Below are 15,564 nucleotides of genomic sequence, written 5' to 3' on the forward strand. Positions count from 1 at the left end.
AACACCATGACCGCATCCTTCAACCACCCGCAGCAGCCGGACGTCAGCTTCGACGGCGGCGATCTCGACTGCGGCAACGGCCTGCTGCTGCTGATCCGCCGTCACATCGATCCGCTCGAGCGTGGCGGCCTGCTGGAAATCCGCTCCACCGAAATTTCGGTCGATGAAGACCTGCCGGCGTGGTGCCGCATGACCGGCAACGAGCTGGTGTCCTTCATCAAGGAAGGCAGGCAGCGCAGCTTCCTGGTCTGCAAGGGCCAGCTGGCCGAACGCCGCGCGGCGCCGGCGCAACCGCCGCAGCAGCGCGGCGGTATCGAACTGGTGGCGGTCAAGCCGCTGACGGTGTACCCGGCGCCGGCCACCGCACCGGCGATCCGGCCGCTGTCGGTGATGGGCATCGGCAGCTGGCCGCGTCCGCGCTGGATGCTGCAGGCGGTGCACGAGCATATGGAAGGCCGGCTCGATGACGCCGCCTTCCACGCCACCGCCGACGACGCCGTCAGCCTGGCCATCAATGCCCAGCTGCGCGCCGGCGCAGACGTGGTCAGCGACGGCGAGCAACGGCGCGACAGCTATTCCAGCTTCGTCGCCTCGCGCCTGGACAACTGCCAGCTGATTCCGCTGACCGACCTGCTGCCGCTGGTCGACGATCCCGAGGAATTTGAACGCGAGCTGCGCGCGCTGGACGTGCCGGCCGGCGACGTGCGCCATCCCGCCGTGTTCGGTCCGCTGGGCCGCAGCCGGGGCATTGCCGTGCACGAAGTCGACTACGCGCGGGCGCTGACCAAGGCGCCGGTCAAGGTGGCGCTGCCCGGGCCATACCTGCTGACGCGCACCATGTGGATGGAATGCATCTCCGACCGCGCCTACGACAACCGCGAAGACCTGGCGCGCGACATCGTGCGCGTGCTGCGCGAGGAAATCGCCTGCCTGCTGGCCTCCGGCGCGGCGCTGGTGCAGCTCGATGAGCCGGTGCTGTCGGAAGTGGTGTTCAGCGGCCCGGCCAACCAGCGCAGCTTCATGTGCGGCGCGCTGGGCGCCAAGGGCGACACGCCGACCGAACTGGCGTTCGCGCGCGACCTGGTCAATGCCGTCACGCAGGGTTTCCCGCGCGAGCGCATCGCCCTGCACATGTGCAGGGGCAACTGGACCGCCGACGAAAGCAAGGCGCTGTCGGGCAACTACCAGCCGCTGGTCGACACGCTGGGCCAGATGCGGGTCGGCACGCTGTTCCTGGAACTGGCCACGCCGCGCGCCGGCGAGATGGAAATTCTGCGTTCGCTGCCGGACGACATCCGCATCGGCGTCGGCGCCTGCAACCAGAAGCACGCGCACGTGGAAAGCGTGGACCACGTGGTGGCGCATGCCGAGCACGCGATCCAGCTGTTCGGCGCGCAGCGCGTGCTGCTGACGCCGGATTGCGGCTTCGCCACCTTTGCCGACAATCCGCTCAATTCCAGCGCCACGGCGGAAGCCAAGCTGGCGGTGCTGGCGCAGGCCGCGCGCATCCTGCGGGAACGTCATGGCATCTGACATCGCGGGCAAGCTGGTGGTGGTGCTGGAACGCGCGGTGACGGCGCCGGAGGTGATGTCGGCGCTGCGCTACGCCAGCACGGCGGCCGCCATGGACATGGCGGTGGAGGTGCACGCGGTCGGCGCCTCGGTGGCGCTGTTGCGGCGCGGTGCCGAAGCCGGCGATGCGGCCTGGCAGGCCGCGCTGGCGCAATCGCTGGAGCTTGGCGTGGAATGGTTTGCCTGCCCGCAAGCGTTGACCGGGCACGGCATGACGCAGGACGACCTGGCCGGCGGCGTGGCCGTGCGCGGCGCGGCGTCCCTGCTGGCGGCCGGCATGGCGCCGGGCGGCCGCTTCATGGTCTTCTGAAACGCCGGGGATTCACCGGCTGCCGCCCGGATAGGCTATCATCGCGGCTCTTCTGTTGTCCCCGAGTCCCATGAATCCTCCCCGCAACAAGCGCTACTCCCGAATTCACCACGGTATGGAAGTCCTGCTGGACTGGGCCATGCTGGGCGGGCTGGTGAGTGCCTTGAGCTACCACTGCGGCCTGCATGGCCGCATGGGCGTGACGCGCTACGCGCTGACGCTGCCTGATGAGCGCCGCCTGCCGCAGCCGCTGAAGATCGCCTTCGCCTCGGATTTCCACGCCGGCCGTCCCACCCATCCGGCCATCTTCGACGATCTGTTCGCCCGCATCAAGGAAGAACAGCCGGACGTGCTGCTGCTGGGCGGCGACTACGTCACCGGGCCGGCGCGCAACGCGGCGGTGCTGTGTCCCGGCCTGGCGGCCTGCCGGCCGCCGCTGGGCAAGTTCGCGGTGCTCGGCAACCACGATTTATCCACCGACGACGGTCTGCTGATCCGCATGTTTGCTTCGGCCGGCGTGCGCACGCTGGTCAACCGCGCCGTGACGCTGCCGGCGCCGTTCGACAGCGTCTCCATCTGCGGCATGGATGATCCGTGGACCGGTGCGCCGGACGCCAAGTCCACCTTTGCCGGCGCCGCCGCCACCCGCGTGCTGCTGATGCATGCGCCGGACGGCCTGCTGATGCTGGACGGCCAGCACTATGACATCGGCTTTGCCGGCCACACCCACGGCGGCCAGATCGCCTTGCCGAACGGCACGCCGCTGGTGATGCCGCAGGGCCCGCTGTCGCGGCCGTTCTACTATGGCCGCTTCCCGGTGCGCGACAACGGCGACCTGGTGGTCAGCCGTGGCGTCGGTTGCGGCGGCATTCCGGTGCGCATCAACGCCGATCCGGAACTGGTCATCTGCACTGTGCAATAATCTGCACCATGCATCCCATCCATTTGATTGAAGAAGATCCTGGCGCGCCCGAGTCGGCCCTGCTGATGGCGGAGTTGTCGACCGCGCTCGAAGCGATCACCGGCGACAGCGGCCGGGCCTCGTTCGACGTCGATGACGTGCGCGGCCCGCTGGCCTGCTTTGTCGTGGCGCGCGGCGGCGACGGCGCGGCGCTGGGCTGCGGCGCGTTCCGGCCGCTGGAGCCGGGCGTGGCGGAAATCAAGCGCATGTATGCGCGCCACGGCACGCAGGGCGTCGGCAGCGCCGTGCTGCGCTACCTGGAGGACGAGGCGCAGGCACTGGGCTACCAGGCCATCTGGCTGGAAACGCGGCTGGTCAATCGGCGCGCGATGGCCTTCTACGAGGCGCGCGGCTATGCGCGCATCGCCAACTATGGCAAGTACATCGGCAATCCGCTGGCCGTGTGTTTTGAAAAGCAGCTGTCATGAAACCGTATATTTTCCTTGCTTTGGCATTGATGCTGACGTCCAACATGCCGGCGGCCGGCCCGTTGCGCGACCGCCTCGCCGCCATGCGCAGCGAGATGGAGGAAGAGGGCGCCGCGCCGTTCGCGCTGCCGGACGGCGTCAGGCTGCTGGCCGACCAGCCCTATGGCGAGCATCGCCAGCAGCGCTACGACGTCTACCTGCCGGCCAAGGCCGACCATGCGCCGGTGATCTTCATGGTGCATGGCGGCGCCTGGCGCACGGGCGACAAGGCCAGCGCGGCGGTGGTGCAGAACAAGGTGCGGCGCTGGACCGCGCGCGGCATCATCGTGGTGTCGGTCAATTACCGCTTGCTGCCCGGCGCCGACGTGGCGGCGCAGGCGGCCGATGTCGCCACCGCGCTGGCGGCGGTGCAGGGCAAGGCGGCCGGCTGGGGCGGCGATCGCGCCAGATTCGTGCTGATGGGCCATTCGGCCGGCGCCCATCTGGTGGCGCTGCTGGCGTCGGCGCCGGTGCCGGCCGGCGTCACGCCCTGGCTGGGCACGGTGGCGCTGGACAGCGCGGCGATGGACGTCCCGGCGCTGATGTCGCAGCGGCATTTCCCGTTTTACGACGCCGTCTTCGGCAGCGACGCTGCCTACTGGCGCGCGGTATCGCCGCTGGCGCAGCTGAAGGCGGGCGGCATGCCGCTGCTGGCCGTGTGTTCGTCGCGCCGCCAGGATTCCTGTCCGCAGGCCGAGGCCTACGCCGCGCGCGCCAACGCGCTGGGCATGCGGGTGCAGGTGTTGCCGCAAAACCTCAGCCACCGCGAGATCAATCAAACGCTGGGGCAGGCCGGTGCTTACACTAGCGCTGTGGAAACTTTCCTTGCCAGCCTGGATGCCGTGTTCGCGGCGAAACTTTTGTAAGTATCGTCTTACAAGGAGCCGCGCCCGGCGCTGGTTCCGGATGCGGCCGGCAGGCGTCACAATGCTGCCTATGAAAATCATCGATCAACGCTATCTGGACAGCGGCAACCGCTACTCCACCCAACCATGCCTGCTCAGCATCCTGGAACTCGAACCGGTGACTGAGGCGGCAACGGAACAATTGCAACAACGCCTGTACGCCGCCCTGCCTGGCCTGCGCCGTCTGCACGGCCTGGTCGGCAAGCGCGCCGACGAAATCCCGACCATCGTGGAACTGGTGCAGCAGACCGCACTGGAATTGCGCCGTCTGGCGCTGAATGAAGTGACGCTGGGTTTTGTCGGCGTGGTGCCGGGCATGCCGGGACGCTATCGCATGGTGCTGCCGTACAGCGCCCAGAGCGCCGCCGCGCCGACGCTGGCCATGGCCACGCAACTGGTAAACGCCATGCTGGCCGGCCGCTCGTTCAACGTCAAGGCCGGCCTGGCGCGTCTGCGCGCGCTGGCCGACCGCCGCAGCAAGCCGCGCGGCACGCTGATGCAAACCGCCCGCACCCTGCTGATGTCCGTCATCCCGAAACGGACTTTCGCCGCGCCATTCCTGGTGCCGCGCCTAAGCTAATTCGATTTCCATGCCTTCGTAAGCCAGGAACACCTGCAGCCCGCCCAGCAGCGGCGCGTGGCGTTCCATGACTTCGGCGAACACGGCTTCCAGCTCGTCGTCGCTGCGGGTCGGCTCGTGGTGGGTGCAGTACAGCGCCTTGGCGCCGGTGCGCAGCGCCAGCGCGAAGGCGGAATCGAAGGTGCCGTGGCCCCAGCCCTGTTTGGCAGGGTATTCCTCGCGCGTGTAGGAGCAATCGACGATCAGCGCATCGACGCCGCGCACGGTGGCGTCGATGGCGGCGTCGCGCTCGGCCATCCAGGCCGCGTAGGCCGCATGTTCAGGGTGATCCGCCGGATGGATGTTGTAGTGCGGCTCGTGGTCGCCGGTGAAGAACAGCGAACGGCCATTGCATTCGACGCGGTAGCCCAGGTCGGTGACCGGATGGTTCATCACCACATTGCTGACGGTGGCGTCGTCCACCGCGATCGGCACATCCACCTCCAAAGTACGGTATTCGATGGTCGCGTCCATCTGCGTCTCGCTGACCGGGAAGTAGCTGTTTTGCAGCTGCACGCCCATCACGTGCTCGATCCCGTTGCCGGTCACCGGATCGGTCACGCCATGCAGGCGCACGCGGCTGTCGCGAATGAACAGCGGCGTGAAGAAGGGCAGGCCGTGGATATGGTCCCAGTGACTGTGGGTAATGAAAATGTTGGCGTGGATCGGGCGGGCTTTTTGCTGGATGAGCGACTGCGCCAGCGAGAACAGGCCGGTGCCGCCGTCGATGATGATCAGGGTGTCGTTGTCGGTCCGGACTTCGATGCAGGTGGTGTTGCCGCCGTAGCGTGCCGTGCGCGGCCCGGGCGATGGGATGGAACCACGGACCCCCCAAAATTTGAATTTCATACGCGATCCCTGGTGTGCTCTTTTTATTGCTATGTGTGTTGCCGCATTGCCTACGGCGGATGATAGCTTTTTTTTCCGGGCACAGGGAAAAGCCGACGCAATTTTGTCGCATCCGTCATTTCCCGATGTACAACAGCTTGCACTACAGCTACACTTCCACACTGCGCCTGCCACTTGTGCATGGTTGCGTTCCGTCCCTACAGGTATCGAAAAAACAACCATGCAAGAGTTGAATCAAACGCAAATCGCCGAACGCCTGGACCAGTTGACGGAATTGAGCGTCCGGCTGGGCAGCAGTCACGATACCGACTCGTTGCTGGAGCGCATACTCATTGTCGCCAAGAGCATGACCAACGCCGACGGCGGCACGCTGTACCGCCCGAGCGAGGACAAGCGACAGCTGAATTTCCACATCCTCATCAACGACACGCTCAACACCCACCAGGGCGGTTCCAGCGGCCAGCCGGTGACGGCCGGCAGCGTGCCGCTGTTCAACGACGACGGCGAGAAGAACCTGTCGGCGGTGGCGGCCTATGCCGCGCACTTCGGCCTGTCGGTCAACATTGAGGATGTGTACAAGGCCGACGTGTTCAACTTCTCCGGCATGGTCAAGTTCGACCAGATGCGCAACTACCACTCGCAGTCCTTCCTGACGGTGCCGATGAGCGACCACGAAGGCGAACTGGTGGGCGTGCTGCAGCTGATCAATTCCAAGGACACCGAAACCGGCCAGATCCGCGCCTTCACCCAGACCGACCAGCGCTTCATCGAAGCCCTGGCGGCGCAGGCGGCGGTGGCGCTGACCCACCAGCGCCTGATCGCCCAGCTGGAAGAGCTGCTGGAATCGCTGGTCAACCTGATCAACATCGGCATCGACGAAAAGTCGCCGTATACCGGCCGCCACTGCCAGTTCGTGCCCGAGCTGACCATGATGCTGGCCGAGGCGGTGCACAACACGGACACCGGCCCGCTGGCCGATTTCCAGATGACCGACGCCGACCGCAAGGAACTGTGGCTGGCCGGCCTGCTGCACGACTGCGGCAAGATCACCACGCCGGTGCACGTGGTCGACAAGGCCACCAAGCTGGAAACCATCTTCGACCGCATCGCGCTGGTGGACACGCGCTTCGAAGTGCTGCTGCGCGACGCTGAAATCGCCGCCCTCAAGCGCAAGCTCGAAGCCGGCGCCGACCACGCTGCGATCGATGCCGAACTGGCCCGGCAGCAGGCCGCGCTGCGCGACGAGCGCGATTTCATCCGCTACGCCAACGTCGGCGGCGAAGGCATGAAGCCGGAAGACCAGGAGCGCGTGCGCCAGATCGCCCAGCGCCGCTGGACCGGCCCGGATGGCTCCGAGCAGGCCTTCCTCGACGCCGACGAGCTGACCAACCTGACCATCAAGTTCGGCACGCTGACCGAGCCGGAGCGCAAGGAAATCAACAACCACATCTCGATGACCATCAAGATGCTGGAAGCGCTGCCGTGGCCGAAGCACCTGAAGAACGTGCCGGAATACGCCGGCGGCCATCACGAACGCATGGACGGCAAGGGCTATCCGCGCGGCCTGACCAAGGACCAGATGTCGGTGCAGGCGCGGGTGATGGCGATCGCCGACATCTTCGAGGCACTGACCGCCAAGGACCGCCCGTACAAGAAGGGCAAGATGCTGTCCGAGTCGCTGCGCATCCTCGGCCATTTCTCGCTGAACGGCCATATCGATCCGGACCTGTTCGACATCTTCATCCGCAACAAGATCTATCTGGAATTCGCCCACAAGAACATGGACGAAAAGCAGATCGACGCCATCGACGAATCGCAGATTCCTGGCTACCGTGCGGATCAAAACACTTAAAAAGTACGGCCTGCGCTGGACGCTGGGCCTGCTGCTGACCGTCGTCGCCGTGCTGCAGGTGTCGGGCGCGCTGCGCATCGACGCCATCGAACGCATGGACACCTTCTTTGCCGACCTGCGCATGCGCCTGGTCAAGCCGGTGCTGGACCCGCGTATCGTGGTGGTCGACATCGATGAAAAGAGCATCGCCGAAGTCGGGCACTTTCCATGGAACCGCAAGATCGTCGCCCGGCTGGTCACGCAGCTGACCGAACACTACGGCGTGGCCTCGGCCGGCTTCGACATCGTGTTTGCCGAAGCCGACAACACCTCGGGCTACGACGTGCTGGAACAGCTGGCGCAGCGCGAAATGAAGGACGTCGGCGGCTTCGGCGCCCGCGTCGCCGCCATGAAGGACGCGCTCGACTACGACGGCCTGCTGGTCAAGGCGCTGGAAGACCAGCCGGTGGTGCTGGGCTATAACGTGGCCGAGGACCAGCGCAAGGGCAAGCTGCCCGATCCCTTCTTCAACACCGACACGCTGAACGGCCGCGAGCTGCCGGCCAACACCTACAACGGCTATCTGGCCAACCTGGACCGGCTGCAGGACGCGGCGGCCACCGGCGGCATCTTCACCGCCTTGCCCGACCCGGACGGCATCCTGCGCCACACGGCGCTGCTGATGCGCATCGGCGACGGTTTCTATCCGACGCTGTCGCTGGCGACGGCGGCGGTGGCCCTGCAGGCGCGCGCCATCACGCCGCTGTGGGAAACCAATGTGGCCGAGCTGTCGGCGCGTCAGCGCGCCAACGGCGGCCTGGATACGCTGCTGATGTTCGTCGGCCAGAAGAAGGCGCCGATGCGCATCCCGGTTGGCGAAAACCTGTCCAACCTGATCGAATTCCGTGGCGTCGGCGGGCCGAAGGGCGGCGCCTTCACCTATGTGTCGGCGGCCGACGTGCTGGCCGGCCGTGTCGGGAAAGAGGTGCTGGCCGACCGCATCGTGCTGATCGGCACCACCGCGCCGGGCCTGCTGGACTTGCGCGCCACGCCGGTCAACAGCGCCTATCCCGGTGTGGAGGTGCACGCCAACATGATCAAGTCCATCCTCGACGGCCGCTTCAAGGTGCGGCCGGATTATGCCGACGGCGTCGAGGCGCTGCAGGTCGGCGTGGTCGGCGTGGTGCTGGCGCTGGCGCTGGGCGTGATGGCGCCGCTGCCGTCTATCCTGCTGGCGGCGGCGATGGCCGGCGCCGTGTTCGGCTTCAACTACTGGACCTACACCGAGATGGACTGGGTGCTGAAGATGGCGATGACGCTGGTGCTGATCGCCGCCGTGTTCGTGCTGAACGTGGCCTGGGGCTATTTCTTCGAAGTGCGCCGCAACCGCGGGCTGGTGTCGCGCTTTGGCGAATACGTGGCGCCGGAGCTGGTGGCGCAGATGGCCGAGAATCCCGAGCAGTACAACATGGACGGCGAAAGCCGCGAGCTGACCGTGATGTTCGTCGACGTGCGCGGCTTCACCACCATCTCGGAAGGGCTGACGCCGAAGCAGCTGCGCGAATACATCAACCTGTACCTGACCGCCATGTCGGAAGACATCCGCAGCGCCCACCAGGGCACGCTGGACAAGTACATCGGCGACGCCGTGATGGCGTTCTGGGGCGCGCCGGTGCACTTCAGCGACCACGCCCGCCGCGGCGTCGCCACCTCGCTGCTGATGCAGGCCAGCGCCCGCCGCCTGAACGAGGACTTCATCGCGCGCGGCTGGCCGGAACTGAAAATCGGCATCGGCCTCAATTCCGGCCTGATGCACGTGGGCGACATGGGGTCCAATATTCGCCGCGCCTATACGGTGATGGGCGACGCCGTCAACCTCGGTTCGCGGCTGGAGGGCATCACCAAGGTCTACGGCGTTGGCATCGCGGTGGGCGAGGTGACGCGTGCGGCGGCGCCGGAGTTCGCCTACCGCGAACTGGACCTGGTGCGCGTCAAGGGCAAGAACGAGCCGGTGGCCATCTTCGAACCGGTGGCGCTGGCGCCGGAGGTCGACGCCGCCACGCTGCACGAACTGGAGCGCTGGCACCTGGCGCTGGCCGCCGTCCGCGCCCAACGCTGGGACCAGGCCGAAAGCCTGCTGGCCGAACTGCAAATCTTGTCGCCGCAGCGCGGCCTGTACGCGCTGTACGTCGAACGCATAGTCTACTACCGCGCCCATCCGCCAGGCGAAAACTGGGACGGTGTTACCACCTTTGAGACAAAATAATTCCAAAAAAATAACAGGCAGCGAATTTTCGTGGCGAACTGAACAAACACGGATTACACTTCACTAAGTAGTTTCCTGACGGCTATACTCAGCCTCCCCGCACCCAGGCCCCGTGCTTCTTACACAATAAAAAAGCAATTCCCGCCGTCCGTGACGCCCCGCAGGCGCCGGCGGTAAACAGAATCCGTCTTAGCCAGAGGATGTCGTTATGAAAGCCAATCGCCCTCACAACTTGCGTCGTAAAGCCCTCGCCGTACTGGTGGCGGCCTGTTATGGCAGCGCCCACGCGGCGCCGGTAAATCCTGTGGTGGTGGCGGGACAGGCCACCTTCAACCAGCAGGGCAAGACCTACACGATCACCAATACGCCCAACGCCATCATCAACTGGCAGGGCTTTTCGATCGGCGCCGACGAGATCACGCGCTTCGTGCAGCAAAGCAGCGACAGCCGGGTGCTGAACCGCATCACCGGACAGGACCCGACGCAGATCCTCGGCTCGCTGCAATCGAACGGCAAGGTGTTCCTGATTAATCCGAACGGCATCGTGTTCGGCGCCGGTGCGCGGGTGGACGTCAACGGTCTGGTGGCGTCGAGCCTGAATATTTCCAACGCTGATTTCCTGGCCGGCAAAAACAACTTCGACGGCGCCGCCAATGCGGGCAAGGTCAGCAACCAGGGCACGATCACCACGCCGTCCGGCGGGCAGATTTTCCTGATCGCGCCGGCGGTGGAAAACAGCGGCATTATCTCTTCGCCGAATGGCGACGTGGTGCTGGCGGCCGGCCACAGCGTGCAGCTGTTCGACTCGAATGATCCGAATGTGCAGGTGGTGGTGTCGTCGCCATCGGACCAGGCGTTGAACCTGGGCAGTATCGTGGCGCAGGGCGGCCGCGTGGGCGTGTACGGCGCGCTGGTCAATCAGCGCGGCGTGATCAATGCCAATAGCGCGGTGCGCGGCGAGAACGGCAAGATTGTGCTCAAGGCCAGCGGCACCACGCTGGTGGAGGCGGGCAGCGTGACCAGCGCCAGCGGCAGCAATCTGAACACCGGTGGCGACATCCTGTTGCTCGGGCAGCAGGTGGGCGTGACCGGCAACGCGGTGGTGGACGCCAGCGGCGCGGCCGGTGGCGGCACGCTGCTGGTCGGCGGCGATTACCAGGGCAAGAACGCGGCGGTGATGAACGCCCAGCAGGCCTACCTGGGCAAGGATGCGGTGCTGCGCGCCGACGCCACGGACAGCGGCAACGGCGGCAAGGTGGTGGTGTGGAGCGACCAGGCCACCCAGATGTTCGGCACGATTTCCGCGCGCGGCGGCGCCAGCGGCGGCAACGGCGGGCAGGTCGAAACCTCCGGCCATTATCTGAACATGCAGGGCACGGTCGACACGCGCGCGCCGAAGGGCGTCAGCGGCTCGCTGCTGCTGGACCCGAGCGATGTCTATATCTCGGTCGATGGCTCCAACGTGGCCGGCATGGTCAACGGCGGCGTCCTGCCGCTGGTGGGCAGCGTGTTTGTCGACACCAGCGCGGTCAAGGATTCGCTGCTGCTGACCGGCGTGCTGCAAACGGCGCTGCTGACCACCGACGTCACCATCAGCACCGCGAACGCCAACGGCACCGGCAGCGGCGTCATCAGCGTGCTGAGTCCCCTGGAGTGGAGCAGCAGCCGCAGCCTGAATTTGCAAGCCAATAGCGACATCCAGCTCAAGGCTGGCATTACCGGCATCTATGGCGGACTGAACATGACGGCCGGCGGCGCCATCACGCAGGTCACCAGTCCGATCGATGCGCTCAAGGTCAGCAGCGTCAACGCCATTGCGGCCGGCAGCATTACGCTGGACAATAACAGCAACACCATCGGCGGCGCGGCCACGCTGGTGAGCAATGGCGGTAACGTCACCCTGACGGCGGTCAACGTCAACCTCGGCGCCAGCTCGGCGGCCGGCACGCTGACCGCCAACGCCTACAATGGCGACCTGCTCGTCAGCGGCAATATCAGCGGCGCCGGCGGCGTGACGCTGGCGTCCAACAAGGCGGGCGGCGCGGTGACCATCGACCAGGCGGTGACTTCGTCGGCCGGCAATATCTCGCTGATGGCGGACAAGATGACGCTGAACGGCGCCATCAGCGCCAGCACCCAGCATTCGGTGCAACTGCAGCCGAACCAGGATTCGGTCAACATCGTCGTCGGCGGCAGCGCGGCCGACGGCACTGGCGTGCTGGGCCTGAGCGAAGCGGAATTGCAGCACATCAGCCTGGCGCCGAACGGCTTGCTGTCCATCGGCACCTCGTTCAACAACAGCGCCGCCACCGGCACCCTGACCGTGGATGGCAGCCTTGATCTGCATAGTTCGCTGTCCGGTGGCGGCTTGCTGCTGCAAACCCAGTCCGGCGCGCTCAACATCAACAGCGGCGCGGCGTTGACCGTGCCCGGTGTCATCAGTTTGCAGATATTGACCAGCGGCGATCATCGCGTGAGCAATGCCGGCACGGTCAGTTCTAACTCGAACATCAACATCTTTGCGGGCACGATGACGCTGGCCGGCGGCACGCTGAGCGCGCCTTCGGTCAGCCTGGAAAGCACGAACCAGATCAACCTTGGCGCGACCGGCAATCCGGCCAACACGCTGGCGCTGACCAATGCCGACCTGGCCAGCGCCAGTACGGCGCCCAACCTGTACGTATCGGTCAACGGCGGCAACCCGACGGGCGACATCGTGGTCAGCGCGCCGATTTCTACAGCGCATAATCTGAACCTGACGGCGCAGCGCAATATCGCGCTGCAGTCGTCGCTGAACACCGGCGGCCTGCGCCTGGACACGCCGGGCAATATCAGCGCCACCGGCGACGTCGCGGTGAGCGGCGTGTTTGAACTGACGAACGGCAGCTGGAGCCAGAACAGCGGCACGCTGCCGGCGTTCAGCGCCACCGATTTCCGCCTGACCGGCGGCAGCTTCCTGCGCGTGCAGGGCGGCGACGGCAGCCTGTCGCTGCCGTATCAACTGGCCGATGCCTACGGCCTGCAAGGCGCGGCGACGCTGGCGGCCTACAACGCCTACGTGCTGAACGGCGACATCGACGCCAGCGGCACGGCAGCCTGGAATAATCCGACCGGCCTGGCTGCGGCCGGATTCAAGCCGATCTCGACGGACGGCTATTACACCGGCGTGTTCGACGGCGCCGGTCACGCGATCTCCGGGCTAACGATCAATCGTCCCGGCGAGAGCAATGTCGGCCTGTTTGGACAGGTCGCCACCGGCACCATCCGCGACCTGACGCTCAATGGCGCCGCCGTTACCGGGGCCAGCAACGTCGGCGCGCTGGCCGGTTATGTGTCGCAAGGGTTGGGCTATATCAGCAACGTCAATGTCAGCGGCCAGGTCACGGGTATCGGCAACGCCGGCGCCCTGGTCGGCAACAATGGCGGCCTGATTACCGGTTCCGGCAGCAGCGGCAGCGTGACCGGGCTGGGCGGCTATAACGCATCCAATATCGGCGGGCTGGTGGGCCGCAATACCAACCAGGTGGCCGACTCGTGGTCGAGCGCCGATGTCGTCAGCCACGGCCAGGGCTATACCGGCGGGCTGGTGGGCAGCAATACCGGCAGCGGCCAGGTGTTGCGCTCGTTCGCCAGCGGCTCGGTGGACAGCTCCGGCGAAATCATTGGCGGCCTGGTGGGCGACAATAACAACTACGCCAGCATCAGCCTGTCCTATGCCACCGGCAGCGTCAGCGGCGGGCGCAATGTCGGCGGACTGGCGGGACGGAATACGGATTCCGCGTCGATCAGCAATGCCTATGCGACCGGCGACGTCAGCGGCAATTTCAACGACTACAGCGTCAACCATCAGAATATAGGCGGCCTGATCGGCGATCTGTATGGCGGCAGTGTCAGCAACGTCTACAGCATTGGCGTGGTCAATGGCTACGGCTTCGATGGCGGCGTGCATGGCGCGGTGGGGGCGCACGAAAGCGGGACGCTGACGCACGGCTATTTCAACCTGGACACGGCCGGCACCAACAGCGACCCGGCCGGCGCCACCGGACTCACTTCGGACGAGATGACGCGCGGCGCCAGCTATGCCGGCTTCGACCTGGCGTCGACCTGGCGCATTTACGATGGCCACACCACGCCGCTGCTGAAGAATTTCCTGACGCCGTACCAGGTGACCGTCACCGGCGGCGGCAACGTCACCAAAATCTATGACGGCACCCCCGACACGGCCTTCACCGGCACCACTGGCACGCTGCCATCCGGCATCAACGGCAACCTGGGTTTTGACGGCGCCGTCAACGTCGGCACTTATGGCGTAGGCGGCCTGTGGTCCACCACCTACGATATCAGCTACACCGGCGCGACCGCGTCGCAGCTGACCATCACGCCGCGCACGGTGACCGCCACCGTCAGCGCCAGCAAGGTCTACGACGGCAACACCTTCCTGGAAGGGCAGGCCAGCTACACCTTCAGCGGCCTGGTCGGCTCGGACATGCTGGGCGCATATGGTCTGGTCCAGTTCGACAACAAGAATGTCGGCACCAACAAAACGCTGACCTCCACTGGTACTGAACTCACCGGCAACTACTACGGCAACTATGTGCTGTCGAACGCCACCGTCACCGGCAACAGCGGCACCATCACGGCGGCGCCGCTGGCCACCTGGACCGGCACCGGCCCCGGCTTGTGGAGTGCCAGCAGCAACTGGCTGAACGGCCTGGTGCCCGAAGGCGCCAACGTGCTGACCGCCGCGTTGGGCGGCAGCGCCGGTCTGATCACCTATGACGGTACGGCCGGCAACACCACGCTGGTGACGCTGACCTCGACCGGCGCGCCGCTGACGCTCACCGGCGGCAAACTGACGCTGACCGGCAGCGGCGATGCGGCCTCCAACTTTGCCGGCACGCTGACGCAGAACGGCGGTGGCCTGGATGTGCTGGGCCGCCTGCACGCCAACACGCTGGTGCTGACCAGCGGCGTGTTGAACGGCATCGGCAGCTACAGCCAGCTGGAAACGGACGGCCTGACCCAGACCGGCGGCGTCATCAACAGCGCCGGCGCGGTCAGCATCGGCAGTAGCGGCAATATCACGCTTGGCAATATTCACGCGCACAGCCTGCTGCTGAACACGGGGCTGACCGGGTCCATCACGCAGAACAGCGGCACCCAGCTGGTGGCCGATACGGTGAATGCGAACGCCCACGGGGACATCACGCTCACCAACAGCAATCAGGTGGGGGCGTTTGCCGCCGGCGCTTCCGGCGCAGGGAATATCGCACTGAACAACACGGTATCCAGCGGCGAGCTGGAACTGGGGCCGTTGACCGCACCGGGCAATATCGTCATCGACAACCATGGCGGCATCCATACCGCCGGCGCGATTTCGGGCGGCGGGCTGGTGTCGATCACCGCGCACAGCCCGGTAACCATCAACGATGCGATCAGCGGCAACGACATCCAGCTGGCGGCCAGCACCGACATCACGCTGAACAGCAACTCGCAGCTGTTGTCCAGCCACGCCATCGGCCTGACGGCCGGCGCCAATATTCTGCTGGGCGGGGTGTTGTCGGTGCCGTCGGGCGGCAGCATCAGCGCCGTCGCCACCAGCGGCAATATTTCCACCAGCAGCGGTACGCAGATCAACAGTGCCGGTTCGCCGGTGTCGCTGTCGGCGCCGAACGGGACGGTCAGCACGCAGGGTGGCATCTTCGGCGCTGGCACGGTGCCGGTGGTTAATCAAAGCCCGGCGGCGGCCGCTGCGGCCGCCGCGGCTGCGCAGGCCGCCGCCCA

Annotated in this window: 10 protein-coding genes; 9 read left to right on the forward strand and 1 reads right to left on the reverse strand. The window is 66.0% G+C overall.

Annotated elements, in window-relative coordinates; genetic code table 11:
- The first annotated feature begins 6 nt into the window (after window positions 1–6).
- From GJ695_RS11880 to GJ695_RS11905, 6 genes are all read left to right on the forward strand, one after another.
- Window positions 7–1,533, forward strand: a complete 1,527-nt coding sequence (locus GJ695_RS11880; protein ID WP_154364911.1) for a 5-methyltetrahydropteroyltriglutamate--homocysteine methyltransferase — start codon at window positions 7–9, stop codon at window positions 1,531–1,533.
- On the forward strand, window positions 1,523–1,882 hold the full coding sequence (locus tag GJ695_RS11885; protein ID WP_154364913.1) for a DsrE family protein: 360 nt from the start codon (window positions 1,523–1,525) through the stop codon (window positions 1,880–1,882). Before GJ695_RS11880 ends, GJ695_RS11885 begins: the two co-directional genes overlap by 11 nt.
- A 70-nt stretch (window positions 1,883–1,952) precedes the next feature.
- Window positions 1,953–2,804: a metallophosphoesterase gene (locus GJ695_RS11890; protein WP_154364915.1), complete on the forward strand. Its 852-nt coding sequence runs from the start codon at window positions 1,953–1,955 to the stop codon at window positions 2,802–2,804.
- An 8-nt stretch (window positions 2,805–2,812) separates the two neighbouring features.
- Entirely contained in the window at window positions 2,813–3,271 is a 459-nt protein-coding gene (locus GJ695_RS11895) for a GNAT family N-acetyltransferase (RefSeq protein ID WP_154364916.1), read from the forward strand.
- Complete coding sequence (locus GJ695_RS11900) at window positions 3,268–4,176, forward strand: alpha/beta hydrolase (protein ID WP_154364918.1); 909 nt, start codon at window positions 3,268–3,270, stop codon at window positions 4,174–4,176. Before GJ695_RS11895 ends, GJ695_RS11900 begins: the two co-directional genes overlap by 4 nt.
- Before the next feature lie 61 nt (window positions 4,177–4,237).
- Complete coding sequence (locus GJ695_RS11905) at window positions 4,238–4,795, forward strand: cyanophycin synthetase family protein (protein WP_229260414.1); 558 nt, start codon at window positions 4,238–4,240, stop codon at window positions 4,793–4,795.
- Here the strand turns inward: GJ695_RS11905 and GJ695_RS11910 are convergent.
- The gene (locus GJ695_RS11910) at window positions 4,787–5,683 is read right to left on the reverse strand and encodes an MBL fold metallo-hydrolase (protein WP_154364920.1); all 897 of its coding nucleotides are present in this window, start codon (window positions 5,681–5,683) and stop codon (window positions 4,787–4,789) included. The genes GJ695_RS11905 and GJ695_RS11910 overlap by 9 nt on opposite strands.
- 220 nt (window positions 5,684–5,903) lie before the next feature.
- On the opposite strand from GJ695_RS11910, the gene GJ695_RS11915 reads away from it, so the two are divergent.
- From GJ695_RS11915 to GJ695_RS29605, 3 genes are all read left to right on the forward strand, one after another.
- Window positions 5,904–7,535: an HD family phosphohydrolase gene (locus GJ695_RS11915; protein ID WP_154364922.1), complete on the forward strand. Its 1,632-nt coding sequence runs from the start codon at window positions 5,904–5,906 to the stop codon at window positions 7,533–7,535.
- Window positions 7,516–9,780 carry a CHASE2 domain-containing protein gene (locus GJ695_RS11920; RefSeq protein WP_166455116.1) on the forward strand — a complete coding sequence of 755 codons (2,265 nt, stop codon included), beginning with the start codon at window positions 7,516–7,518 and terminating at the stop codon, window positions 9,778–9,780. Before GJ695_RS11915 ends, GJ695_RS11920 begins: the two co-directional genes overlap by 20 nt.
- A 208-nt stretch (window positions 9,781–9,988) precedes the next feature.
- The coding region (locus tag GJ695_RS29605) for a two-partner secretion domain-containing protein (RefSeq protein WP_166455395.1) at window positions 9,989–15,564 on the forward strand (5,576 nt) is incomplete at its 3' end.

Origin of the sequence: Duganella alba, assembly GCF_009674495.1 — a bacterium.
GTDB lineage: Bacteria > Pseudomonadota > Gammaproteobacteria > Burkholderiales > Burkholderiaceae_D > Rugamonas > Rugamonas alba.